Genomic DNA, 23035 nt, shown 5'->3' with positions numbered 1-23035 from the left:
TCCGGCGCCTTGCTGCCCAGTCAGCCACCACCCGTCAACTCCGTTAGCCCTGCTGCCCTGTCAGCTTCCGAGAGTCAGCACCTCAAGCTCCACATCGATGCCGAAAAAGTCCTCGGGGCGAGCCGTCGCAATCTTCATGCCGAGAACGCGGGCTGTTGCCGACGGAATGAGTGTTGCCAGGGCGAAAGTCCCTCCATCCGGGTGGGGGGTGAGGGCGAGCGAGGCCAGCTCGCGGGCCGCGTTCTGATCAAAGGGAAGGACGCGGCGGTGAAGAATGCCGTCGAGGGCCCCCTGCAGCGCACGGTAACGCGCTTCGCGGAAGAGAGTGTCGGGTGCTCGCCGGATTGCCGCGTAAACCTCTGCTACGGCAAGGGCGGAGGTATGCGGCTTGCCCGAAAGCTGTTTGACCCATTCTTCGATCTCGCCATTTTCCGAACCGATCATCGCCAGCAGCACGTCCGAGTCCATGATGTTCATGCTGCACACTCCTCGGGCGCGGGAGCGACCGTCCGTGTGTCCTGGAGTAACGACAATATGGACTCTGGCGTCGAACGGAACGGGGAGCGCCGGGTCGGAAGCCGGTCAAGGGAGAGGCCGGCGAAGTCAAGCTGGATCTCTGCCAGCTCCGCATACCAGCGGGGGAGGGGCAACATCGAAACGGGACAGTCGGCAAGGCGTGACTCCCAGGGCAAGGAAGCGAAATGTCTAAGAAGGATTCTGAGCTCCGCCTGCATTGAGCGGCCGTTCGACGCTGCGATCCGCTTCAGTTCATCCACTGTAGGTTGATCGACTCCGCGAATGCTGATATTCGGCATGGGGCTTCCTCTCAGGATGGTGCATGCTCTGCATGCGTTGCATGGGTGGGTTCTAGTGGTCGTTGCAACACCCTGAGATACGGGAGTTGCTTCAGCAGTGGAATCAGGATCGATTGATCGCTTTACGGTTGAGGAGAAATCCTCTGCTCGGACGAGGATGAACGCGTCAGCCCGTGGGGAGCAGGTGCGCCGGAACCGCAAGTACACGCAGGCGGACAAGGACAGGTTCTTCGCCGCGATGGACCGGGTGGACAGCGTGAGCGAGGCGGCCAGACAGGTCGGCATGAACCGGGGCACATGCTTCAACTGGGCACGATCTGCCGGGATGCTGGGGTTGTATCCGAATCAGCGGAAGCATCAAGAGTTCCTGCGCTTCCGTGCAGCCGGTCTGAGCAGGCGAGAAGCCGCGGCCGCGGCTGGTGTCCACCGGAATACCGCGATCGCGTGGGATAAGGGACTCGTCCTGGCTAAGGGTGGAGCCCGGAAGCGGCGCCGACCCGTACCCCAGCTGGCGTATAACCAAGAGGTGGCATCTCCTCCTCTTGCGGGCCTCTCGGCTCCTGACATGGCCCCGGCAATAACGCATCGGACAGGGATGCAAGACACCTCCGCAGTGCCGGCACCTGCAGGGGTGTCCCAACAGGCTGTGGAGAAGGTGATCAGCGCCCGCTATTTCTCGCAAACGGACCGGGAACAGATTGCTGACCTGCTGAAGTCCGGCTCATCGGTCAGGGCCGCTGCCAGGGTCCTTGGCCGCTCACCATCCTCGATCAGCCGGGAGATCACCCGCAACAGCCATCCGGTGCTCGGTTACCAGCCTTACGGTGCGCACCGGGCCTCTGCTGCGCGTCGGGCACGGCCGAAGGAAAGTAAGCTGGCCGCAGCCGGGATGCTGCGTGAGTATGTGAAAGATAAGCTCCTGAACCGCTGGTCGCCGGAACAGATATCCAGACTGCTGCCCAAGGACTACCCCGATGATCTCCACCTGCGCGTGAGCCACGAAACGATCTACCAGGCCCTCTATATCCAGTCCCGCGGCGGACTCAAACGCGAAGTCAAAACAGCACTGCGCACCGGCCGGACCCGACGGAAAACACGCAGGAACCCCGAACAGCGCACCCCCCGGTTCGTCGACGACATGATCAACATCTCCGAACGACCACCCGAGATCGAGGACCGAGCCGTTCCCGGGCACTGGGAAGGCGACCTCATCACCGGAGCTTTCAACCAGTCCGCGATCGGGACCCTGGTCGAGCGCACCACCCGGTACGTCATGCTCGTCCACCTTCCCGTGGACCACACAGCCACCTCCGTGCGCGACGGGCTGATCAAAACCATGACCACCCTGCCCGAGCACCTGCGAGGATCCCTCACCTGGGACCAGGGCTCCGAGATGGCACTACACAAGGCTTTCAGCCTCGCCACCGACATGGACGTCTACTTCTGCGACCCAGCCAGCCCCTGGCAACGCGGATCCAACGAGAACACCAACGGCCTGTTACGCCAATACTTCCCCAAAGGCACAGACCTCAACGCCTACGGCCCCGAGGACCTCGAACACGTCGCCCAACAACTCAACAGCAGACCACGCAAAACACTGAACTGGGACACCCCAGCCCAACGCCTACACGCCCTACTAACATCAAACTAAACACCGGTGTTGCAACGACCCCTTGAATCCGCCCATTGAGCTGCTGCGGTGATTTCGGACAGCGGATTTGATGGTTTTCTCTACGCTGCCATGGTTGGCTGTTGGTAACTGTAGTGGACTTCGTTGGGGCGTCGGTAATCGAGTGCTGAGTGCCGGCGGCGGCTGTTGTAGAAACCCTCGATATAGCCGATGACGTCCCGTCTTGCTTGTGATTTAGTCGCGTAGACCGTCCGGTAAACCCGCTCGTTTTTCAATGCGGCGAAGAACGATTCGGCCAGGCTGTTGTCCCAGCACACCCCGGTGCGGCCCATCGAGGAGCGCATACCCAGCTCGGTGACGAGAGCGCGGAAAGCCGCTGAGGTGTAGACGCTGCCGCGGTCGGAATGCCAGATCGCGCCCGGCTCAATGTGGGTGGTCTGGGCGGCGTTCTGCAGGGCGTCGGCGACCAGTTCGGTGCGCATGTGATCGGCGATGGACCAGCCAACCACTTTCTTCGAATAGCAGTCGATGACCGTGGCCAGATAGATGAATCCCTGCCAGGTGTGGATGTAGGTGATGTCCCCGACGAACTTCACCCCGGGCCGGTCCGCTGTGAAGTCGCGTTTGACCAGGTCCGGGACCGGTGTTGCCGCGTCCGCGTCGGTCTGGGTGGTGACCCGGAACGGGCGCGGCTGGCACGGCACCAGGTCCTCTTGGCGCATGATGCTGCGCACCAGCTCCGGTGAGCACTGTGTCCCCTCAGCGGCGAGGTCGGCGTGGATGCGCCGGTACCCGTATGTGCCGTCGGCTTCGTCGAAGAAGTGCCGGATCCGGGCAGCCAACCCCTGCCTGCGGGCCGCGGTGGCCGAGAGTGGCCGGGAGAGCCAGTCATAGAACCCCGAGGCGGACACGGCCATCCACCGGCACATCTTCCACACCGGGTTGGTGTCACCGGGAGCGTTTTTCTGGGAATCGATGAACTCGTACTTCGCCACTACCGTGGCTCCCGCGCAAAGTACGAGGCGGCTTTTTTCAAGAACGCGGCCTCGGCCCGTAACTCCTGGTTTTCGCGCTCCAGTTCCTTCAGCCGGGCACGCTCGGAGACCGTCAACTCGGTCTCGGTCCCGCCCTGGGATTCCCGGTACTTCAGCACCCACCGGCGCAGGGTCTCCGGCCCGACTCCGTAGGCCTTGGCAACCTCGACAATAGGTTTGGACGTCTCGATGACTTCCCGGGCCAGCTCGTCCTTGAACTCCTGGCTGAACCGGCGACGTGATGCAGACATACTGCAGATCTCACTTTCAGTAGAAACCTCAGTTTAAGAGGTCCCACTGTCCGAAATCCCTAGGCCGCCCACATGCAATGAGTGCATTGCATGCACAATCCCGGAACAAGGGTGTCCCCGCCTATGTGGACAGCGTCAGCCCCAGCGCCCGCGGTGGGGAGGAGGAGTCCTCCGGCAGACACTGCAGTTTGCCGCCACCGCAGGGCCAGCCTGGAGGCCGGCGCCCCAGCAGGACAACGGTCCGCAGGCTACTGGACCCTCACGTCACTGATCCCGCCTCGAACGTCGGTTCAGGCGCCGGGACAGGTCGACGACGGCGCCGCCTCCGAGCACAATTGAGCCGGCTACGGCAGCCAGCATCAGGTAGAGCCACACGACATTGCCAACGGCGTTCTCAGGCACCCGAAGCATCTCGAACCACTCCAGAGAGCCGCCGATCCAGAAAACCGCCACTGCGACCAGGACGATCACTGCGGGCGCGCAATCCCAGCGCAGTGCCCACCGCATTTTGGTTCCGGCTGATTCTTCAAATTGCTGCATCCCCATGCACCCAGTATTGAGCAGCCAGCTGAGCATTGCGGCCCGTGTCACCGTGTCGTTAGCGAATCGGGATGGGTCCGTTACGTGGGGGTAATCTTCGCTGGTAGAAGGGACTCAGGGAGCGCCCGCGCCCAGCGGACTGCGCGATTTCACAGCAGCTTCGACCTCGTCGAACCAGGCGCGTGCCAGCGAACGATACGGCGGACGGAACGCGTAGATACATGCCAGCCGGAGCGCAGTTGCTGCTGCGTAGGCTTCGAAGCGGGAGTGGGGGACCTGCAGGGTATCGGACACCTCACGAATCCGTTGCCTGCCCAGCGCGGCCGCGTCGGACGAGAGCAGCCCCTGGGCTCTGCGGAATTCAAGGTGGACCGACAGGTTCGCCAGATCGAGCGCGGGCTCGGCAGCAGCAAGCGTGTCGCAGTCGATGATCCCGACCGTGCGTTCGACGGGATCGACCAGTATTTGCTTGTCATGCAGGTCACGGTGAGCCAGGCCCGCCGATGATTCACCGCCCATGAGTGATCGGGCCACCGACGCCGAGGCGCTGTGAAGCCGATCCTCCGGCACACCGAGGGCATCGAAGGCGATTGCGAACTCCGTCCATCGGCCAATCGTTCGAACCTCGTCCTCAGCGGTATGGAGAGCAGCGGCGAGCTGTGCGTTCGCGCCGACAAACTGCGGCCAGCTGTCCGCCCACAGATCCCAGGCGCTGCACCACTGAAGGAGTGCCGCGTTTTCCGGATATCTGCCGGGCGCGGCGGAGACAGCATGCGGGATGCCGGCACACATACCAAGGTCGTGCAGGCTCACACCGGACACAGCAGTCAGTGTGACGCCCTGCGCATCCGAGGAAATGACGTCCGGGACAAGCAGCCCGGTCCCGGCGAGACCGGCCGCAGCGGTCCGGTGCGCGCCCGCAACCCGCGGCGCCTTTCCCGAGGCAATGAATTTCCTGTACTGGTTGCCCGAACGCACGACGGCGCGTCGCTTCAAACGGTGCACCAGCAGTTCCCCTGTGACCGCTGCCGGCATCAGCCCTGGAAGCGCAGGATCCTCTCCGAACGGCCGGACAGCGGTGTGCCCGGAAACCTCGGTGCTGCCGGCCCTGATCCTGCCGGTTTCCACTTCCCGGCCTTCGACGATGAGGCGCCCGTCCGGCCGGGGCCAGGCACGATGGATAGTGATTTCTGTCCCGTTTCCGTCCACGACTTCTGTGGGGAGGTACATCACCAGAGCACCTCCTCGATCATCCCGAGGCGGTCCTCCATGTGCTGTCGCCACCCGGGACGGCAGGACCGGAACGGCTCGCGGAGGCGATTCAGGAGGAAGAAAGCGGTCCAGGCGAGTATCTCGGATTCGCTTCCAGCGTCGGCGTCGGCATCGGCACAGTAGCCTGAGAGGAGGGCCGCGGTGCGGGGAAGCTCGAGGACGGTGTTGCGGCAGCTATCGCCGGCTTCAAGTGCTTCGACGGCGGCGAAGCTGCCCAGATCGGACGCCGCCGCACCATAGCTGCATCGCTCAAAGTCGATCAGGCGAACCTCCGCACCATTGACGAGCACCTGGTCAGCCGAGAAGTCGCCATGGATGACTGCGGCGCGCCCGGGGCGACGCAGGAGACACTCCAAGCGGCTGCGTACCCGTTCCAGACGGTCCAGATTCTCCGGCATCAATTCAGCGTTTTCGCGAACCAGTGAACGGAGGCGTCCCGCAGGGGCCCGCCAGGCCTGCGACCGGTGCACGGGGAGCTGCCGGTGCAGCACTGCCAGTGCGGCCCCGGCGGAATGCGCAGGGGATTCCGCCTCGGGACCGGAAACCGTGCTGAGGTCTCCGGTGCCGTACCAGGGCAGATACTCCACGTGCTTGCCCCAGGGGGTCCCGGGAGGAAGCAGCGCTGGATCAAGAGGTACAAGGACAGGAACCCCGCCCTCGGCAAGGTGGGAAAGCATTGTCCGGCTCATGGAGTGTCCAGCAGCGCTCACCCGGCCCACGAGCCGCGCCCGGTCGGACATCATGTCGACCACAACCCGCCGCAGCGGGTTGTACTTCAGCACCCTGGCCCTCGGCGAAGGGACGGCGATCGCCTGTCGGCGGAAGGGCCGAAGGGCGCCGTGGAGCCGGGGATCCAGCGGGATGGGACCGCTCGCCAGGACGCCGTCGTCAAGCGTGAAGCGCTCCAGAGGCAGATTCCAGTCCAGCGCCCGCCGACCGGTTTTCTCCAGCTTCACGGATGTTTCCGCGTTGTAGAGCGCAATCCAGCGCACGCCGTCGTCGTCGTGGAGCCGTGCAACGGCCGAAGTGCCGCGTTTCCAGCGGAGATGGCTTGTCCGTACCGGGCGGTTGAAGAGTGCGCTCAGCTCGTCGGGATCCAACAGCAGGTCGAGGGAGCGCAGCCCGGGATCAAGCGGGGTTCGGACAGACCTCATGACCCGCTCCCGGCCCAGATGGATGGGTCGCTGTCCTGTCCGGAGCGTTGCTGCTCGTCTACCCAGCGGGCGAACATCGGGTAGTGCAGAAGCTCTTCCGGTGAACCGTCCAACAGGATCCGTCCGTCCTGGAGCCAGACGATCCTGTCGCTCCTCAACGCGATGGATGCCTCATGCGTGACCGTGACGGTGGTGCGCCCCGCGGTGAGTCCTGCGAGGGCCTCGAGCACTTCAATCCGTGCAGCGTGGTCCAGGCCGGTGGTTACTTCGTCAAGGAGCACCACGGGCGAGTTCCGAAGGATGGCACGGGCAATAGCGATTCGTTGCCGTTGCCCGCCCGAGAGCGTCCCGCCGCGCTCGCCGATGATGGTGTCGTAGCCCTCCGGGAAACTGGTGATGAAGCCATGTGCCTGGGCCAGCCGGGCTGCGCGCATCACCTCCCCGTCGGTTGCCGCGAGCCGGCCGAAACGGATGTTCTCGCGGATGGTCCCCGTGAACAGGACGGCCTCCTGGAGCACGAGGCTCACATGGGACCGCAGGGATGCCAGCGTGATGTCGGTGAGATTCACTCCGTCGAGGTGGACTGAACCCTGCTGTGGATCCATTGTCCTGACCAGCAGCGACAGGAGGGTGGACTTTCCGGATCCGGACGGACCGACTATCGCCGTGTTCCGGCCCTCCTGCAGGCACAGCGTCAGGTTGGACAGGACCGGCCGGCCGTCGTAGGAGGCTGACACGTTCCGGAACTCAAGTTCGCCCCAGACCTTCCCGAGCGGAAGCGCTGTGGGGGAGTCACTGATATCAACAGCTTCCTCAAGCAGCTCAGCCACGCGCTCGCCGGAGGCTGTGGCCCGCGCAATCCTGCCGGTGTATTTGGCGAGGTCCCGCAGGGGCTTCATGGCCGTCTTGAGATACATGAGGAAGAGCACCAGGTCGCCCGGAGTCATGGCCCCCTGCACTACGCGCCACCCGCCGCCGGCCAGAACGACGGCGGTTGCGATGCCGACAATCACGTCCGTCCTGCGTTCGAGGGCGGCTGCGAGACGCCGGGACCGGACTCCCTCTTTCAGGGTTTTCTGGTTGCTGCTGCCGAAGCGGTCCGAAAGCGTCCGTTCCAGTCCGTAGGTCTGGACCACCCGGATGGCGCCGAGGCTCTCCTGCGCGGTGTTCGCCAGGGAACCCTCACCCTTGCGGGTCCTGCGTGCGGCGATGGTGATGTTGTCCGTGCTGATTCGTGAGAGGAGATAGAACCCGGCGCAGGCGGCGATGACCACCAGGGCCAGCAGAGGATCGAGCCAGAACATGACACCCGCCATCGCCACGAGGGTGATGCAGTTGGCCAGGAGCGGCATTCCCGCGGTGACCGCGACTTCCTGCAGCCTGCCCACATCGCCGACCAACCGCTGGACGGTGTCGCCGGTCCGGTTTGTGGAGTGGAATCGCGCGGAGAGCGACTGCACATGGTCGAACACCGCGGCGCGCAGCCTGGTTGCCACCCGGGACCCGACAAGCGCAAAAGCGAGCGTGGCGAAGAAGTTGCAGACGGCCCGCATGCCGGTGAAGAACACCAGGGCTGCACCACAGGCCAGGAGCAGCAGCGGGGTCGCGTCCGGCCCGGTTCCCGCGAGATCGGCGCCAAGGCTGCGGGTGACGGCATCCACCACGAATTTGACCGGCCACGGCTCCAGAACCCGGAATGCCACCTCGCACAGCAGTACCAGGACCCCGCCCGTCATGAGCGGTCCCTGCCCGCCCAGATGAGGCCTGATGACCTGCAAGGTGCGCTGAAGCCCGGACTTCCCCACCGTGGCGTTCCTGTTCGTCACGGGAGCACCTCCTCCGTGATGCGGTTCAGCACCGTGTCCCAGCTATGCCGTTGCATGGCGGCGCGCCGTGCGGCGGCGGACATGGCGGCGCGTGCCAGCGGCGCAGCAGCCAGTCCGTCGATCGCCTCGGCCAGCGCGAAGGGATCGGACGGCTCGACCAACAGCCCGGTCACGCCGTCGTCAATGATGTGCGGCACCTGGCCCACCCGGGAGGCTACAACCGGCAGCCCGGCGGCGCAGTATTCGTAGATCTTCAGGGGAGAGAAATACTGGTCGCCTGCGTCCTTGGTGTCCGGGTAGGGAGCCGCGGCGATCGAGCACCCGGCCAGGAGCGCAGGAACGGATTCGGGAGGCACGGAGCCCGTGAATTCGACGTCGGCCTCCACCTCCGCGGCCAGAGCGCGCAGCCGCGGACCCTGCGGGCCGTCCCCGACGATGCGAAGGCTCCATCCCCGCGACCCGGAGGCCTGGGCTTCAATCAGGGTCTCCACACCGTGCCAGGGCTTGAGTGTTCCGACAAAGGCAACAACCGGCTTCCCGGGTGCTTCCGCAGAGGGGCGGATGCGCCGAACATTGACGCCGTTCGCTACGGTGCGGATGCGATCGTGATGCCGGCCGTCCACGCGCTCCCTCACCCAGCCGGCTACCGGATCGGAGACGCAGACCGTCCGCGCGGCCGCAGCCACCTGGACCCGCAGGGTCCTCCCGGCAGCTGCGTCGTCATGGAGCGTACGGTGGGTCCGCTGCTCATCGATCAGCGGAGCATTGACTTCCAGGAACCCGGGCACGCGCAGGCCGGCGGTCACCCGCGCGAGGGCATCGCTGAACAGCGAATAGCGCTCGTACACAGCGTCCGCGCCGTCCTCGATGACCCGCTGGGCAAGTTCCGCCGCAACCGAGGCCTGGGATGCTTCGCGTTCAGCGTCCTTGCCGGTGACCGGTACGACGACGACGGGCAGGTCTTCAAGGTCCGTCGGAACCACTGTGCCGGCGCGGGTGCAGTAGACCTTTACTTCCACGCCGCGGTTGCGCCAGGACCGGATGATTTCCTGGACGTGGACGGAGGCGCCCTTGGTACCGAAAACCGGCACACCCGGGTCGATGCACAGATACGCCAGGCGCTTCACCGGATCACTTCCTCGAACTCTGAGGCGGCAGGGTTGCCCACGCCGGCGGCAGCGGGACTGTCCGGGGCAGGGTCAAGGCACAACTGCCGCAGCCGGCCGGACTGGGTCCGGGAATCGAAGCTGCGTTCAATCAGCGCCCGTGCCGCGCGCGCCACGGAGACCCGGTCGAAGGAATCGGAAGCGACCGTCTGCAGTGCGCCGATAAGGTCCTCGACGTTTCCTGCGCGGACAAGGATCCCGGTGCACGCGCCGTCCGTCCGGCCGAGAACCTCGGGAATGCCGGTCACGTCGGAGCCGATGCACACCAGTCCCATCGCCATGGCCTCCAGCAGCACCGTCGGCAGCCCGTCCGCGTTCCCGTCCGCACCGACAATGCAGGGAGCCGCAAACACGTCTGCCCACCTCAACAGATCGATCACTTCGCTTTGGGTGCGCGGACCCAGCAGTTGCACGCTCCCGGCCAGGCCCAACAGTTCGATCCGGGCGGCCAGCGCGTCAGCGAGCTCTCCGCCGCCCGCGATCCGCAGGTCAACCCTCAGTCCCGAACGGACCAGTCCGGCGACCGCATCGATCAGGACCGGAAAGCCCTTTTTCTCCACGAGTCGTCCGACGGCGGCAATGCGGAACGGTGTGTGCACGCCGGCCGGCTCCTGAAATGGGAAGCGGTCGAGCTCGAGACCGTTGTACACCCGGTGCAGGCGGCCTGACGCGGCGGGAGCCAGCGCCGACAGGTAGCGCAGGTTGAAGTCGCTTACGGTGACCGTATGGTGTGCGTCCTGCATCAACCGGATGAGTTCACCGTGGTCCACCAGTTCATGGAAGATGTCCTTGGCATGCGCGGTGAATGAGAACGGGACCCCCGTGAGAGCCGAGGTGATTCGGGCGGTACGTGCTGCAATGGAACCGAAGTGGGCGTGCAGATGCGTGATCCCGCGCTCCACCACCCGGGTGGCCAGCTCAATGCCCTGGTGCACTTCGGACGCATCGCACCCGGCGAGGTCAGGCAGAAGCAGGGAAAAACGCTCGGCGAAGTTCGGCACAATGCCCTGGGCGGCGGCGATGATCGGCCAGCCCTCCGAGAGTTTCTGCGGTCGTGTGACATAGGTGACCGGCGCCTGGACCCTCGCCAGTTCGGGGTGGAATCGTGGGTCGACCGGTGGGCGGAGGGAAAAAATCTCGAGATCTTCCCCGGCCGCTTCCCTGGCCAGAATCTCGGTGACGATGAACGTTTCCGAAAATCGTGGGTAGATTTTCAGGACGTAGCCGATGCGCCCGGTCTCAGACAGCTGCATGGCGTGCCCATCCTGTGTCCTCGCGGGCGGTATCGGCCGGACGGGAAAGAAGCTCGGTTGCAAAGTCATAGGTGGTTGCCAACCCGTCAAGGTTGACCCCGGTCCGGGGCACATCCTGACCCGCAACCTCCCGCCACCAGGTGGACAGCGCCCGGGGCGTGAACTCGTCGGGATGGCAGAAATCGAGCAGCTGGTGACCGGCCAGTCCGCGTGCACGAATCAATTGCTCTCGCCGGGGGTGAACCCGCGGCACGATAAGGGCGGGAGTTGTGGTGCTCATGATCTCGCAGACGGTGTTATAGCCCCCCATCGCGACGACGGCGGAGGCTGACTGGATCTCGGCCAGAGCATCGCGGACGGAGCCGACAACGTGCGTGCCGGGGCCGGCGGCCGTCTCAACCTGCGCCCGATCCTCCTTGGGCATCTGCGGACCCGTAATGATGAGGTGCTCGAACCCCGGTGGAAGGGCTGCGCGGGCGGCGGTAAGCGTCACATTGAGCCCGTCGGACCCGCCTCCCGCCATGGTGACCACGAACGGGACGCCGGCGGCACCGGTACGGCGCCGCACGGGGCGTCCAAGGGAAAGGTACCCGGTATGCCGCACGAGGTGGGCGAGGCCGCCTGGAATCTCACCGGTGCGCACGGGATCGTGGATTGCCGGATCGCCGTACACCCAGAACTCGTCGAAGCTGCGGCGGACCTGCTCCAGATCCAGAGCCTCCCACTCCCGGCGGGCGGCCGCCGGCTGGTCAAGAACCTCCCGCAGTCCGAGCACAACGCGGCAGGACGGACGCTTCCTGCGCAGGCGCTCCAGTCCGTCTGCCAGCTCATGATCAACGCCGAACGGGTGGCGGTCAACCACTACCAGGTGGGGTCGGAAGTCACGGAGCACGGCAGCGATCACCGATGACCGGAGCTTGAGCACCTTCTTCCGTCGGACGGCCAGATGCCGGGGCTCATACCCGTCGGGGCCCTTGGCGATGCCCGGAACCACCACCCAGTCCCACCCCTCGGGCACCTCGAAGCGGGTGGCGGCGGCAACTCCTGTCACCAGCACCCCGCTCACTTTCCGCCCCGCATTCCTGAAATCACGGGTCAGTGCGTGCGCCAGCGCGAGGTTTCGGCGGGTGTGACCCAGACCCTGCGAATCGTGCGAGTACAGAACCACCCTGAGCGTGCCGGATCTTTCCTTTCCGGCCTCAGTACCCGCGCCCTTGGTCACGATCATCGCCTGCCCCAACTTTCCCCGCGGTCCAGGAGCGGTCCCCGCAGGCTTCCTATTTAGCCAGCCGGCGATGAGACCTTGGTGAGTCATTCATGAGAGTGCTCTCATGCGGCAAAGGGGCCGGCCACCATGCACGCGCAAAGAAGTGCCCGCCCGCCCGCAGCGACAGATGCGGGAGGGGCGGGCACGCCGAGGGATCATGTGCGGCGCAGAAGCGGAGCTTACCGGGGCTCGTAGGAGAGGCAGTCCGCGAGGTCGGAACCCGACCCGATCTTCACATCGTGCTTATTGCACATGAGATGGCTGTTATGCACGCACTCAGTACGCTGGCAGGCACCCACGTGCGCGAGGACCATCGGCAGTCCGCCTGTTTCAGAGGTATCAATGAAGGTTGCACAGGAAGCATGGTCCGGGCTTCCACTGACCGTGATCGCGTAGGCGGTGCAGCCTTCATGATTGAACGCGCAACTGTGAACAGTACAATCCGATACTTCGGTGACTTCCGCTGTCATGACTCCTCCAGAAGATGGTGTCCGAAACCGATTTTCCCGGCCGCTTGTAGTTAAACCGTACTGCTGGTTCCGGCCCAGGGCACGGGTTCAATAGAGCATGAATCGGGTGCGTTAATCAGCCCCCGCGCGGGCGAAATCGTCGTAGCTGCTTCCGGTGAGGACAGCCGCCGGGTGCGGTCCCGCCGCAACGAGCGCGGCCGTCCACTCCGCGTCCCACTGAGCCGTCGCCGCGAGCACAATATTGCCTGCGTGTTTCCCGCTGAACATGCCGGCCTCAGCCAGCGCAGCGACGTCGTACCCCGTGTTCTGGAGCATGCGCGCCTGCCTGCGGGCGAATGCCAGCGGAGGATCATCGCCGACGTTCACAAGTACCACGCCTTCCTTCCCGGCAGCGCGCGCAAGCAGCCGGTAGGTCTCGGGGGCCGCGAGCTCAGTGGCACCATCCGCTCCCGAAAAAACATCGAGGACAACCGCGTCGTAGGATCCTTCGGCACAGGCAACAAGCGTGTCGCTGGCGTCCTCGACGAGCAGGGCGCAGTCAGTGCCCTCCGGCAGCGGCAGATGCTCCACTACGAAGGCGAGCAACTCCCGCTCCCGTTCGATGGCGACCTGGCGTGAGCCGGGGCGTGTGACCTGGACGTAGCGGGCAAGGGTCAGGGCTCCGGCCCCGAGATGCAGGATGCGGATCGGTTCGCCCTTGGGCCGGAAGACATCGATGACATTCGCAATCCGGCGGAGATACTCGTAGAACACGTTCCGGGGGTCGGCGAGATCAACGTGTGACTGCTGCGCGCCGCCGATGCTGAGGATAAAAGCGCCGTCGTTGAAGGCATCGCCGTCGATTTCTGCATGTGCGCCCGCTCCGCGGAGGAACCGTGACGGAACGCTCACAACCGGTCCTGGAGCGTTGCCAGCCGGTGCGCCGCGTCGGCCAGAACCTCTTCCTTCTTGCAGAAGGCGAACCGGAGGAGCGAGCGCGTGCGGGCAGCGCCCTCGTCGTGGCAGAACACGGGGACGGGGATAGCCGCGACACCGACCAGTTCCGGCAGCCTCCTGGCCAGCGCGGTGGCGTCGGTGATGCCCAGCGGAGCGGCGTCCACCACCGTGAAATAGGTCGCCTGCGCAGTGTTGACCTCGAATCCGGCGGCCCGAAGTCCGGCACCAAGGACATCCCGTTTGTGCTGCAGGGAATCGGCGATGGAGCGGTAGAAACCGTCCTTCAGCCCAAGCCCCAGGGCTACCGCCCCCTGGAACGGGGTGCCCGAACTGTAGCTGAGGAAGGACTTGACACTCCGGACTGCGTCCACAAGGACCGAGGGTCCGGAGAACCAGCCGATCTTCCAACCGGTCACGGAGAAGGTCTTTCCGGCCGAAGAGATGGTGACGGTTCTTTCCCACGCGCCGGGCAGCGTGGCGACGGGGATGTGGGCTGTGCCGAATGTCAGATGTTCGTACACCTCGTCGGTCACAATGATTGCGTCGTAGCGCTCCGCCAGTTCCACGATCCGAACAAGGGCCTCCCTCGAAAAGACGGAACCCATGGGATTGTGCGGGTTGTTCACCACGATCACGCGGGTCTTCTCGTTCACGGCCGCCTCGAGGGCATCCAGGTCCGGCTGGAAGTCCGGGCCGACCAGCGGTGCGGTGGTGTGCCGGGCTCCGCTGAGACCGATGATGGCGCCGTAGGAGTCGTAGAAGGGCTCGAACGTCAGGACCTCGTCCCCGGGACCGGCAAAGGCGAGGATGGACGCCGCGATAGCCTCCGTGGCTCCGGTGGAAACCGCAACTTCCCGTTCAGGATCGACGGTCAACCCGTAGAAGCGCTGCTGATGGGCTGCAACGGCCTCCCGGAGGACGGGCAGCCCACGCCCGGGTGCGTACTGGTTGAGCCCGGACGCTATGTTCTCCCGCGCGGCGTCCAGGAGGAGGTCCGGTCCGTCCTCATCCGGGTACCCCTGGCCCAGGTTGATGGCACCGTGCTGCGCAGCGAGCGCGGTGATTTCCTCGAAAATGACGGTTCCGAGACGGCCGTCGGGGGAGAGGAGGTTGGCGCCCTGGGCGGTTCGCTGCCAGCCGGAGAGCTGCCTCGACGGGATGGGTAGGTTTGAATCCATGTGATCCAGTATGTCGAACGCCTGTGCCGGCGACGGTCTAAACCGGCGCGCCAGAGGGTACATTCGTTGTATGCGCCGCGCAGTCTGCCCCGGGTCCTTCGATCCCATCCATAACGGCCATTTGGAGGTCATCGCCCGTGCCGCCAGCCTCTTCGACGAGGTCATCGTGGCTGTCTCCACCAACTACGCAAAGAAGTACCGGTTCGAGCTGGTGGACCGGCTGGACATCGCCAACGAGACCCTCACCTACCTGCGCGGGGTTTCCGTACGGCCCATGGGTGACGGGTTGCTCGCAGAGTTCTGCCGTGAGCACGGAGCCAACCTCATTGTGAAAGGCCTGCGCTCCAGTGCCGACTTCGAATACGAGCTGCCGATGGCCGCGATGAACCGGCAACTGGCCGGCATCGAGACGGTGTTCATTCCGGCCGAGGCAAGCTACTCGCACCTCTCGTCGACGCTCCTGAAGGAGGTGGCGAGCCTCGGCGGTGACATTTCGCCCTTTGTCCCGAAGGCCGTCCTCAAGCGGCTCAAGGAGACCACTCCCTAGAAGCGGATTCGTTTCAGTAGAATCAGGAATTCCAGTGCGGGCGGACAGAGGAAAAACAATGGGCAAAAGTCGCATCAAGCCGGAAGATCCATTTCCGGAGAACCTCAACAGCCTTGAGGATGACCAGGTTGAGGTCCTCAACAGCAAGGTCCACCGGCAGCTCGAGGTGGAATACGTCGAGGCGGGCAGCCCGGACCCGGAGACTGAGCACCGTCAGGAAGAAGTCAACGAGGAGCTGGACGACAGGGACATCATGTCTGAGACATCCAACCAGCACGCTGCGGAGAAGTCCGCCTGAGGTCTACCGACTTCAGTAGCCCGGATGCTCAGAGCAGGTAGACGGTCACCTCGGCTGACTTCACGCTGAAGTACATCCCCGTGCCCGGCAACAGGTCCAGGTCGGCGGCCGAGGCAGTGGTGATCTCGGCACTCAGATGCCCTGCGCGCACGGTGGTGCGTGGTCCATGCTGCTCAAGATCCGTGACGGTCACCGAAAAGACGTTCCGGGGACTGCCCGTCGGCCGGAGCCGGTGAACTGCGACGGCCCGGGGGCTGAAAACCGCTGCTGCGTCCTTCCCCGGCGGCAGATCCTCCTCCGTCAGGGCCGCCAGTTGCAGACCTGTTGAGGTGTGCAGCCCGCCCGCCGCCGTGGTGCCCGTCAGGAGGTTCACTCCGGCCAGCCCCGCGGCGAAGCGGCTGCGCGGCCTTTCAAGGACTGACCGGGTGGGCCCATCCTCGACAATCCGTCCGCCGTCGATGATCACCACCCGGTCGGCGAGCAGCAACGCATCCACCACGTCATGCGTGACGATGATTGCGCTGCGCCCCTCGAGCACCCGGCGAAGCGTGCGGCGCAGCACCGGCGCCACGGAAATGTCGAGCGCTGCCAGTGGCTCATCCAGCAGCAGGAGCGCCGGCTCGGCCGCGAGGGCACGGGCCACGGCCACCCGCTGCGCCTGGCCTCCCGAGAGGCGTGAAGGCCGGTGACCGGCAAGGTCAGCGGCGTCAACCTCCTGAAGCCAGCGGTTCGCTGCCTGCCGGGCGGCGCTGCGGGAGGCTCCGGCGGACCGGGGTCCGAATGCAACATTCTCCAGCACCGAGAGGTGCGGGAAGAGGAGCGCGTCCTGGGCCAGCAGCGCAATGCCGCGGGCATGGGGCGGCAGCCACGCGCCGTCGTCGTACAGGGTTTTGCCGTTGAGGGAGGCAGAGCCGTGGTCGGGACGAATGAGCCCGGCGAGCACGGCGAGCAGTGTGGATTTTCCGGCCCCGTTGGGTCCCATGACAGCCACGGTTTCCCCGGCGGAGAGGGAAAGCCGCAGGTCAATGTTCCGCGTGGGAATCTTCGCGCTGGCAACCAGGTTCACGGGCCGGTGCCCTCATGGATGCGGTGCGCCAGCGCGACCACCAGGACGGCGACGGCGACGAGCACCAGCGACAGTGCAACCGCGGCGTCCGGGTCGGTTTCCCGCTGCAGGTAGATTTCCAGCGGAAGCGTCCGGGTTACGCCCTGCAGGCTGCCGGCGAAGGTGAGCGTTGCGCCGAATTCGCCGAGTGCGCGGGCGAAGGACAGAACAGCACCGGACACGATGCCCGGTCCGACCAGCGGCAGGCTCACCCGTCTCAGCACCGTGGTGGGGCGTGCGCCCAGCGTCGCAGCAACGGCCTCGTAGCGGGTACCTGCGGTCCGCAGGGCTCCCTCGAGGCTCAGGACCAGGAACGGCAGGGCAACGAACGTCTGCGCCAGCACGACGGCGGCGGTCGAGAATGCAATGTCCACGCCGAGGATGCGGAGGGACTCGCCGAGGAGCCCCTGCCGCCCGAAGGTATAGAGCAGCGCGATGCCGCCGACCACGGGCGGCAGCACCAACGGCAGGAGAACGAGCGCCCGGACCACGCGCTGACCCCGAAACCTGGTGCGTGCCAGGGCAAAGGCCATCGGTACCCCGAAGAGCACACAGAGCGCCGTGCTGGTCCCCGAGGTCTGCAGGCTCAGGAGGAGCGCCGCGCGGGAGGGCTCGGAGGAAACCAGCGCGCCGAACCGCGTCCAGTCAACGCGAAGCACAATGGCGGCAAGCGGTACCAGCAGGAAGAGGGCGCCTGCTGCGGCGACGGCAAGCACCCACCGCGGGATGCCGGAATAGGAACCGCTCACCGGCCGGGCTTCCCGAAGCCGTGGGCGGCAAGCACCCGCTGGCCCTGCACTCCGGTGACGAGGTCCACGAAGTCGGCTGCGAGGTCACCGCCCGTTCCCGTGACCGCGATCGGGTACACGTTGGCGGCCTGGGCGGCCGCGTCGAACGGCACACTGTCCACCGACCCGGCGGCCGCCGCCGCGTCCGTCACGTAGACGAGCCCCGCATCCGCCTGACCCGATGAGACCTTCCCAAGCACGTCCGTGACGGAGCTTTCCTCACTGACGGGCGTAAGAGAAACCCCCGTGAGCTCCTGCACATCTCCGGCCGCTGAGCCGCACGGCACCTGCGGGGCGCACAGGACCACCGAAACCGTGGGCTCCGCGAGCGACGCCAGTGACTCGATACCGAGCGGGTTTCCCTCGGCCACCGCGATGGTCAGCACGTTGGTGGCGAACGGCCGGGGTTCCGATGCGAGGAGCTGCTCAGCAGCAATCTGCTCCATGGTGGCCTTGTTGGCCGAGGCAAACACCTCGGCGGGCGCACCCGCACGGATCTGGGCTGCGAGATCGGAGGATCCGGCGAAGTTCAGTTGCACATCCACGCCGGAGTGAGCGGCTTCGAACTCCTCGGCGATCTCCTCGAACGGAACCTGAAGTGATGACGCGGCATAGACGTTGAGTGTTGTCTCACGGGCCTGACCGCCGCTGCCGCAGGCAGAAAGCGAAAGAACGACGACGGCGCCCGCTGCCTGCCGTGCCCGGCGCATCATCGGTGTTCGCCCGGCTGCGGGGTTCCGACCGGTGTGGCCTCCACAATCACATTGGTAGCCTTGATCACTGCCACGGCAACGGAGCCGGGCTGTATGCCTAGCTCGCGCACCGCTTCACTGCTCATCAGGGACACCACTCTGTGCGGACCGCACTGCAGCTCGACCTGCGACATCACCGTGTCGCTCACTACCTCCGTGACAAGCCCCACGAAGCGGTTCCGTGCGGAGGTGGCCGCGCCGGAGGGATCTTCGGGGAGCACGGCGCGGTCCCGCGCCAGGCGCGCGAGCTGCAGGCCGTCGATGGTGAGAGCCCCCGCTGAACGGGTAGCGGCGAGAGTACCTTCATCGATCCAGCGGCGGACGGTGTCAGTGCTGACGCCGAGGAACCGGGCAGCGTCACGCACGCGTATTTGAGTCACAGAGGACAGCGTATCGCCGCGGATGCGTCAAGTCACCCGCATTCCGAGCGCATCTGGGATGGTTCAGTGCTGCGAGAGGATAGCCGGTTTGGGGTGGGGCTTTGTTTCGGGCTAAGATGGTTCGTCGGTCATATGTTCTACAGGAGTTCCCATTAAAAGCGATCTTGGTTCGCCCCTGGTGTTCAATGTCAGGGATCTCGGACGCAGTCCGGGAAACATGCGGACAGTCGAAGAACATGTGCCCGCACCGAAGGATTTTGGTGTGGCGCTCATCGGCGTTCAGGAAGGCTCCGAGATGGAGCTGGACCTGAGGTTCGAGGCCGTACACGAGGGGATCCTGGTATCGGGCAGCGTAGACGTCGAAGTAGTCGGCGAGTGCGGCCGGTGCCTTGACCCGCTCAGGTACGGCAGTAGCGTTGATGTGCAGGAACTCTTCTACTACGACGCCCCCGAGCTGGCGGAGGATGAAGAGGAGGACGCGCAGCGCCTGGTCGAGAACGATGCCATCGATCTCGAGCCGGTACTGCGGGATGCGGTGGTGACCTCACTGCCGTTCCAGCCGGTATGCCGGGAGGACTGCCAGGGTTTGTGCGCCGAATGCGGTGCCCGCCTGGAAGATGATCCCGGACACCAGCACGAGGTCCTCGACCCCCGCTGGGCTGCTCTGTCAGGGTTGGCCGGCGCGGCCGCCACCCCTGAGGCAGCGGAACCAGATGTTAAGACAGAGTCAGACAAGAGAGAAGAGAGTTAGCCGTGGCTGTTCCCAAGCGGAAAATGTCCCGCTCGAATACGCGTGCACGCCGTTCCCAGTGGAAGGCTGTTGCCCCCAAGCTGGTGAAGACGGTGGAGAACGGTCGCGTCACCTACAGCCTTGCCCACCAGGCGAAGGTTGTCACCGATTCCGCCGGCACCGCACTGTTCCTTGAGTACAAGGGACGCAAGGTAGCCGACGTCTAGATGCTGACGGCACCGGTTTCCGGTGTCCTCGGCTTTGATCGCGAAAGCGTCGCCTGCGTGGAGAGTTCTGAAGACCTTTTGAAGCGTCTCGGTGTCAGTATTGACGCCGAGACGCTTCGTCTTGCGCTCACGCACCGGTCCTACGCTTATGAGCAGGGCGGTATTCCGACGAATGAACGCCTGGAGTTCCTCGGTGACGCCGTGCTGGGTCTGTCGGTCACCGACGCGCTCTACCGCGACAACCCTGACCTTTCCGAGGGCGACCTCGCCAAGAGGCGCTCCGCCGTTGTCAGCACACGGGCACTCGCCGACATTGCACGCGGCCTTGACCTCGGGAAACACATCCTCCTCGGGCAGGGTGAAAAGCTCACCAACGGGTGGGACAAATCCTCAATTCTCGCGGACACCATGGAAGCCATCATCGGGGCTACCTACCTCAGCAACGGTATGGAAACGGCGCGGCGCCTTGTGATGCGCATCATTGGGCCGGTGCTTCAGGATGCCGCTGCGCTCGGCGCTGGTACAGACTGGAAAACCAGCATCCAGGAGATCGCCGCCGCCCAGCGGATGGGCGTCATCGATTATCAGGTGACCGGTTTCGGCCCGGACCACGACCGCCGGTTCGAAGCCGTGCTGGTCATCGGCTCAACCACCTACGGCTCCGGCTCCGGCCGGTCAAAGAAAGAAGCGGAGCAGGAAGCTGCTGCAGCGTCCTGGAAGCTTCTCCAGGCCGGTGCCGCCGGGCTCCGCACCGACGCGGACCTCCGTCAGTCAACGTGAGCCGCCGTCACGCCCATGCCTGAACTGCCCGAGGTGGAAGTGGTGCGCCGTGGGTTGGCGCGCTGGGTCCAGGGTCGCCGGATTGAGGCAGTTGACGTTCTTGATCCGCGGTCCATCCGCCGCCACACGCTCGGAGCCGGGGATTTCGCCGGCAATCTTGTCGGAGCGCGGGTTACAGACGCGGTGCGCCGCGGGAAGTTCCTCTGGCTACCGCTCACCTTTACGCCCGACGAGGACACGCCCGACGACGGCGGTCCCGAATCACCGTCGTCGCACCTGCTTACCCGGGATGAACCGTCGCCGGCCGTCGCTCTGGTGGCCCATCTCGGAATGAGCGGGCAGCTGCTGGTCGAAGATGCGGAGCAGCCCGATGAGGTACATCTGAGGGTGCGCCTGCGGCTGTCGCCGGTGGCCGGTGCCCGGTCCATGCCGGGGGAGCTCCGCTTCGTGGACCAACGAATCTTCGGCGGGCTCTTCGTCACAAACATGGTCCCCACCTCCGACGGATTTCCCGGTGGCCTTGGCGAAAGCCCTGTCCCATTGATTCCGCTGGAAGCTGCCCACATTGCCCGTGATCCGCTGGATCCCGCGTTCTCCTTCGAGGATTTCTTCCGAAAGCTGCAGTCCCGCCGAACCGGTCTGAAGCGGGCCCTGCTCGACCAGTCCCTCATCTCGGGGGTCGGGAACATCTATGCCGATGAGTCGTTGTGGGCGGCAAAGCTGCATTATGCGCGTCCTACCGACACGCTCCGGAGGGCAGAGGCTGCCCGACTGCTTGACGCCTGCCGGGACGTGATGTCCCGGGCACTCGACGCGGGCGGCACCAGTTTCGATTCCCTGTACGTCAATGTAAATGGCGCCTCGGGATATTTTGAACGCTCCCTGAATGCCTATGGGAGGGAGCGCGAGCATTGCCGGCGGTGCCAGGCCGAGGGCAGGGACTCACGGATACGCCGCGAAACGTTTATGAACCGCTCGTCCTACAGTTGCCCCCGGTGCCAGCCACGGCCGCGCAACGGGCGATGGTGAGTGTCATCTGACGTGACAAAAGTAAGTACGCTGACTAGATTCAATACGTCAGTACCCGACACGTCAGGAGACACGCGATGAAGAACAAGTTGGTTTTTGCGGCAGGCATGGCAGCAGGCTACGTTCTGGGCGCCCGGGCTGGTCGTGCAAGTTATGAGCAGATCAAGGTCAAGGCCAACGAACTCTGGAGCAACCCGAAGGTTCAGGACAAGGTGTCCCAGGCATCCGAGACGGTAAAGGCCAAGGCTCCGGAGGTCCAGGCGCAGGCCGAGCAGGCGCTGAAGAAGGCACAGTCGGCCATGCACCGCGGCGGCGATAATGACGCGGCACAGAGCCCGTCTGACGAGTACAAGATCTGATCCTCTCGGACGCGGTTGGACGCCTGCGGTGGAGCGGCCGTGACCGAAACGTGACATTTCAACGAAAAGACGGTAACGTTTAGGACACGCCGGGCTCAAACGCCCGGCTTCCTTCTGGTGGATTGCCTAATCCTGTCGCCGCTGGAAGGTCCGTTCGCTACACACAGCGACAGGAGCGGGGGAACCAGATAGCGGACTTCTTCAGAAGTCCTAGGGGTTAAGACGTGCCCGGCCTCACCGCCGGACGTCCGGGTGGCTCCCATCCGAATCCGACAGCTAACTCCGCAGGCATTGGGAGAGGCAATTTTCGTGTCCAAGAACCGTCATATCGCGCGCCACCGTGCAGAGTCACCCAGCACCATGCAGGTCGTTTCCAAGGCAGTCAGCTCCCACGCCGGGACCGTCGGCCGCCCTGCAGCAGTCCTGGTAGCAGCCTCCGGAATCATGTTCGGAGCCGCTCTTCCAGCAAGCGCGGGAACCACCACCACCTCAGCCACCGTCCCGGCGGTAGAAGCGGGCGTCCAGGCCGCACCCCTTGCTGCTCCGGCAGCGCCGGCACCGGTTGTCAACGCCCCGACACACACCGTTCAGGCCGGAGACACCCTCGGGTCCATCGCCGCCAGCTACGGCGTAAGCCTCGAAGCCGTCTTCGCGGCGAACGGCCTCGGCTGGGATTCGATCATCTACCCGGGTCAGGTCATCAGCCTGTCAGGCAGCGCGGCTGCTGCCCCGGCACCGGCTGCACCCGCACCGGTTGCTCCGGCACCGGTAGCACCGGCCCCGCAGGTTGCTCCGGCACCGGTAGAGACCAGCACCATGGGCGTCACCACGGCCTCCTCCAGCATCACCGTGGCTGACGGCGCATCGAGCGGTGTGGGTGCAGCCATCCTGGCTTCCGCTCGTGCGCAACTTGCTGCCGGGTCCATTCAGGACTGCACCCGACTCATCGAGATCGCAATGGCGGCAGCCGGTCAGCCGGTCGGGGACCTCGGTCCTCTGCAGTTCGCCGATTACGGTACCCGGGTAAGCTCCCCTGCACCCGGCGATCTGGTCATCCGGCCTGGCCACGTGGGCATCTACGCCGGAGGCGGACAGGTCATCAGCAGTGGCATGAACGGTGCAAACCTCACCATGCAGCACCCGCTGACTGACCTGCCGGGTTCGTTCTTCGTGCGCCTCTAACGAGTCGTATGCTGCCCGCTTAGTATCGGCGACATAGCTGAATAGCGAAAGGGAGAACCGGGAAAC

The 23035-nt window shown here is 65.1% G+C and carries 26 protein-coding genes and 1 riboswitch; of the genes, 9 read left to right on the top strand and 17 right to left on the bottom strand.

Features of this window, described 5'->3' with window-relative positions; genetic code table 11:
• Window positions 1–60: 60 nt before the first annotated feature.
• Together BLS52_RS05205 and BLS52_RS19115 are read right to left on the bottom strand one after the other, a co-directional pair.
• Window positions 61–477: a type II toxin-antitoxin system VapC family toxin gene (locus tag BLS52_RS05205; RefSeq protein WP_090584926.1), complete on the bottom strand. Its 417-nt coding sequence runs from the start codon at window positions 475–477 to the stop codon at window positions 61–63.
• Window positions 474–815 carry a FitA-like ribbon-helix-helix domain-containing protein gene (locus tag BLS52_RS19115; RefSeq protein ID WP_026543831.1) on the bottom strand — a complete coding sequence of 114 codons (342 nt, stop codon included), beginning with the start codon at window positions 813–815 and terminating at the stop codon, window positions 474–476. The genes BLS52_RS05205 and BLS52_RS19115 overlap by 4 nt, the downstream gene beginning before the upstream one ends.
• Window positions 816–1203: 388 nt before the next feature.
• Here BLS52_RS19115 and BLS52_RS05195 point away from each other — a divergent pair, with 388 nt between their 5' ends.
• Window positions 1204–2466 carry an IS30 family transposase gene (locus BLS52_RS05195; RefSeq protein ID WP_139186227.1) on the top strand — a complete coding sequence of 421 codons (1263 nt, stop codon included), beginning with the start codon at window positions 1204–1206 and terminating at the stop codon, window positions 2464–2466.
• A gap of 80 nt (window positions 2467–2546) precedes the next feature.
• On the opposite strand, the gene BLS52_RS05190 is transcribed toward BLS52_RS05195, so the two are convergent.
• From BLS52_RS05190 to BLS52_RS05140, 11 genes are all read right to left on the bottom strand, one after another.
• Window positions 2547–3730 (bottom strand): IS3 family transposase gene (locus BLS52_RS05190; RefSeq protein WP_090584924.1). Its coding sequence is split into 2 segments (ribosomal slippage): window positions 2547–3466 and window positions 3466–3730, totalling 1185 coding nucleotides; the frame shifts between segments, so codons are not numbered across the junction.
• A gap of 264 nt (window positions 3731–3994) precedes the next feature.
• Window positions 3995–4276, bottom strand: a complete 282-nt coding sequence (locus tag BLS52_RS05185) for a hypothetical protein (protein ID WP_139186225.1) — start codon at window positions 4274–4276, stop codon at window positions 3995–3997.
• Between the two features lie 108 nt (window positions 4277–4384).
• Window positions 4385–5500: a phosphotransferase gene (locus BLS52_RS05180; RefSeq protein ID WP_090584920.1), complete on the bottom strand. Its 1116-nt coding sequence runs from the start codon at window positions 5498–5500 to the stop codon at window positions 4385–4387.
• A complete protein-coding gene (locus BLS52_RS05175; protein WP_090584917.1) occupies window positions 5500–6696 on the bottom strand; it encodes a phosphotransferase enzyme family protein in 1197 nt (398 codons plus the stop codon). The genes BLS52_RS05180 and BLS52_RS05175 overlap by 1 nt, the downstream gene beginning before the upstream one ends.
• On the bottom strand, window positions 6693–8522 hold the full coding sequence (locus BLS52_RS05170) for an ABC transporter ATP-binding protein (RefSeq protein WP_245702701.1): 1830 nt from the start codon (window positions 8520–8522) through the stop codon (window positions 6693–6695). Before BLS52_RS05170 ends, BLS52_RS05175 begins: the two co-directional genes overlap by 4 nt.
• The gene (locus tag BLS52_RS05165) at window positions 8519–9649 is read right to left on the bottom strand and encodes a glycosyltransferase family 4 protein (protein WP_090584915.1); all 1131 of its coding nucleotides are present in this window, start codon (window positions 9647–9649) and stop codon (window positions 8519–8521) included. The genes BLS52_RS05170 and BLS52_RS05165 overlap by 4 nt, the downstream gene beginning before the upstream one ends.
• Window positions 9646–10941 (bottom strand): glycosyltransferase family 4 protein, encoded by a 1296-nt coding sequence (locus BLS52_RS05160; protein WP_090584913.1) that lies wholly within the window; start codon window positions 10939–10941, stop codon window positions 9646–9648. The genes BLS52_RS05165 and BLS52_RS05160 overlap by 4 nt, the downstream gene beginning before the upstream one ends.
• On the bottom strand, window positions 10928–12163 hold the full coding sequence (locus BLS52_RS05155; RefSeq protein WP_245702700.1) for a glycosyltransferase family protein: 1236 nt from the start codon (window positions 12161–12163) through the stop codon (window positions 10928–10930). Before BLS52_RS05155 ends, BLS52_RS05160 begins: the two co-directional genes overlap by 14 nt.
• 224 nt (window positions 12164–12387) lie before the next feature.
• Window positions 12388–12678: a DUF1540 domain-containing protein gene (locus BLS52_RS05150; RefSeq protein ID WP_026543825.1), complete on the bottom strand. Its 291-nt coding sequence runs from the start codon at window positions 12676–12678 to the stop codon at window positions 12388–12390.
• A gap of 111 nt (window positions 12679–12789) precedes the next feature.
• A complete protein-coding gene (locus BLS52_RS05145) occupies window positions 12790–13569 on the bottom strand; it encodes a spermidine synthase (protein ID WP_090584909.1) in 780 nt (259 codons plus the stop codon).
• On the bottom strand, window positions 13566–14792 hold the full coding sequence (locus BLS52_RS05140) for an aminotransferase class I/II-fold pyridoxal phosphate-dependent enzyme (RefSeq protein ID WP_090584908.1): 1227 nt from the start codon (window positions 14790–14792) through the stop codon (window positions 13566–13568). Before BLS52_RS05140 ends, BLS52_RS05145 begins: the two co-directional genes overlap by 4 nt.
• A gap of 70 nt (window positions 14793–14862) precedes the next feature.
• On the opposite strand from BLS52_RS05140, the gene coaD reads away from it, so the two are divergent.
• Window positions 14863–15339: a pantetheine-phosphate adenylyltransferase gene (gene coaD / locus BLS52_RS05135; protein ID WP_026543823.1), complete on the top strand. Its 477-nt coding sequence runs from the start codon at window positions 14863–14865 to the stop codon at window positions 15337–15339.
• Between the two features lie 58 nt (window positions 15340–15397).
• Window positions 15398–15637 carry a hypothetical protein gene (locus BLS52_RS05130; protein ID WP_051470362.1) on the top strand — a complete coding sequence of 80 codons (240 nt, stop codon included), beginning with the start codon at window positions 15398–15400 and terminating at the stop codon, window positions 15635–15637.
• A gap of 28 nt (window positions 15638–15665) precedes the next feature.
• Here the strand turns inward: BLS52_RS05130 and BLS52_RS05125 are convergent, their stop codons facing one another.
• Genes BLS52_RS05125 through BLS52_RS05110 form a run of 4 tightly spaced genes read right to left on the bottom strand, consistent with a single transcriptional unit; the run spans window position 15666 to window position 18662 of the window.
• Window positions 15666–16703, bottom strand: a complete 1038-nt coding sequence (locus tag BLS52_RS05125; protein WP_090584907.1) for a sulfate/molybdate ABC transporter ATP-binding protein — start codon at window positions 16701–16703, stop codon at window positions 15666–15668.
• Entirely contained in the window at window positions 16700–17491 is a 792-nt protein-coding gene (locus BLS52_RS05120) for an ABC transporter permease (RefSeq protein ID WP_217636720.1), read from the bottom strand. Before BLS52_RS05120 ends, BLS52_RS05125 begins: the two co-directional genes overlap by 4 nt.
• On the bottom strand, window positions 17488–18243 hold the full coding sequence (gene modA / locus BLS52_RS05115) for a molybdate ABC transporter substrate-binding protein (RefSeq protein WP_175460095.1): 756 nt from the start codon (window positions 18241–18243) through the stop codon (window positions 17488–17490). The genes BLS52_RS05120 and modA overlap by 4 nt, the downstream gene beginning before the upstream one ends.
• On the bottom strand, window positions 18240–18662 hold the full coding sequence (locus tag BLS52_RS05110; protein WP_090584905.1) for a TOBE domain-containing protein: 423 nt from the start codon (window positions 18660–18662) through the stop codon (window positions 18240–18242). The genes modA and BLS52_RS05110 overlap by 4 nt, the downstream gene beginning before the upstream one ends.
• Before the next feature lie 217 nt (window positions 18663–18879).
• Between BLS52_RS05110 and BLS52_RS05105 the strand changes: the two genes are divergently transcribed.
• The 6 genes from BLS52_RS05105 (at window position 18880) to BLS52_RS05080 (ending at window position 22969) form a co-directional block, all read left to right on the top strand.
• Window positions 18880–19413, top strand: a complete 534-nt coding sequence (locus BLS52_RS05105) for a YceD family protein (RefSeq protein WP_084033294.1) — start codon at window positions 18880–18882, stop codon at window positions 19411–19413.
• 2 nt (window positions 19414–19415) lie between these two features.
• Window positions 19416–19619, top strand: coding sequence for a 50S ribosomal protein L32 (rpmF, locus tag BLS52_RS05100; protein WP_026543818.1), 204 nt, complete (start codon window positions 19416–19418; stop codon window positions 19617–19619).
• Window positions 19620–19676: 57 nt separating this feature from the next.
• Complete coding sequence (gene rnc / locus BLS52_RS05095; protein ID WP_026543817.1) at window positions 19677–20399, top strand: ribonuclease III; 723 nt, start codon at window positions 19677–19679, stop codon at window positions 20397–20399.
• A 15-nt stretch (window positions 20400–20414) separates the two neighbouring features.
• The gene (gene mutM, locus BLS52_RS05090) at window positions 20415–21428 is read left to right on the top strand and encodes a bifunctional DNA-formamidopyrimidine glycosylase/DNA-(apurinic or apyrimidinic site) lyase (protein ID WP_090584904.1); all 1014 of its coding nucleotides are present in this window, start codon (window positions 20415–20417) and stop codon (window positions 21426–21428) included.
• Window positions 21429–21505: 77 nt separating this feature from the next.
• A complete protein-coding gene (locus BLS52_RS05085; RefSeq protein WP_051470361.1) occupies window positions 21506–21787 on the top strand; it encodes a hypothetical protein in 282 nt (93 codons plus the stop codon).
• 145 nt (window positions 21788–21932) lie between these two features.
• Window positions 21933–22092, top strand: a riboswitch (cyclic di-AMP (ydaO/yuaA leader).
• A 4-nt stretch (window positions 22093–22096) separates the two neighbouring features.
• Window positions 22097–22969 carry a C40 family peptidase gene (locus tag BLS52_RS05080; protein WP_245702699.1) on the top strand — a complete coding sequence of 291 codons (873 nt, stop codon included), beginning with the start codon at window positions 22097–22099 and terminating at the stop codon, window positions 22967–22969.
• The last annotated feature ends 66 nt before the right edge of the window (window positions 22970–23035 follow it).

Origin of the sequence: Arthrobacter subterraneus (genome assembly GCF_900099735.1) — a bacterium.
GTDB classification, from domain to species: domain Bacteria; phylum Actinomycetota; class Actinomycetes; order Actinomycetales; family Micrococcaceae; genus Arthrobacter_D; species Arthrobacter_D subterraneus.
Note: the sequence above shows the minus strand (reverse complement) of the source record. Positions and strands in the feature narration are given on the sequence as shown.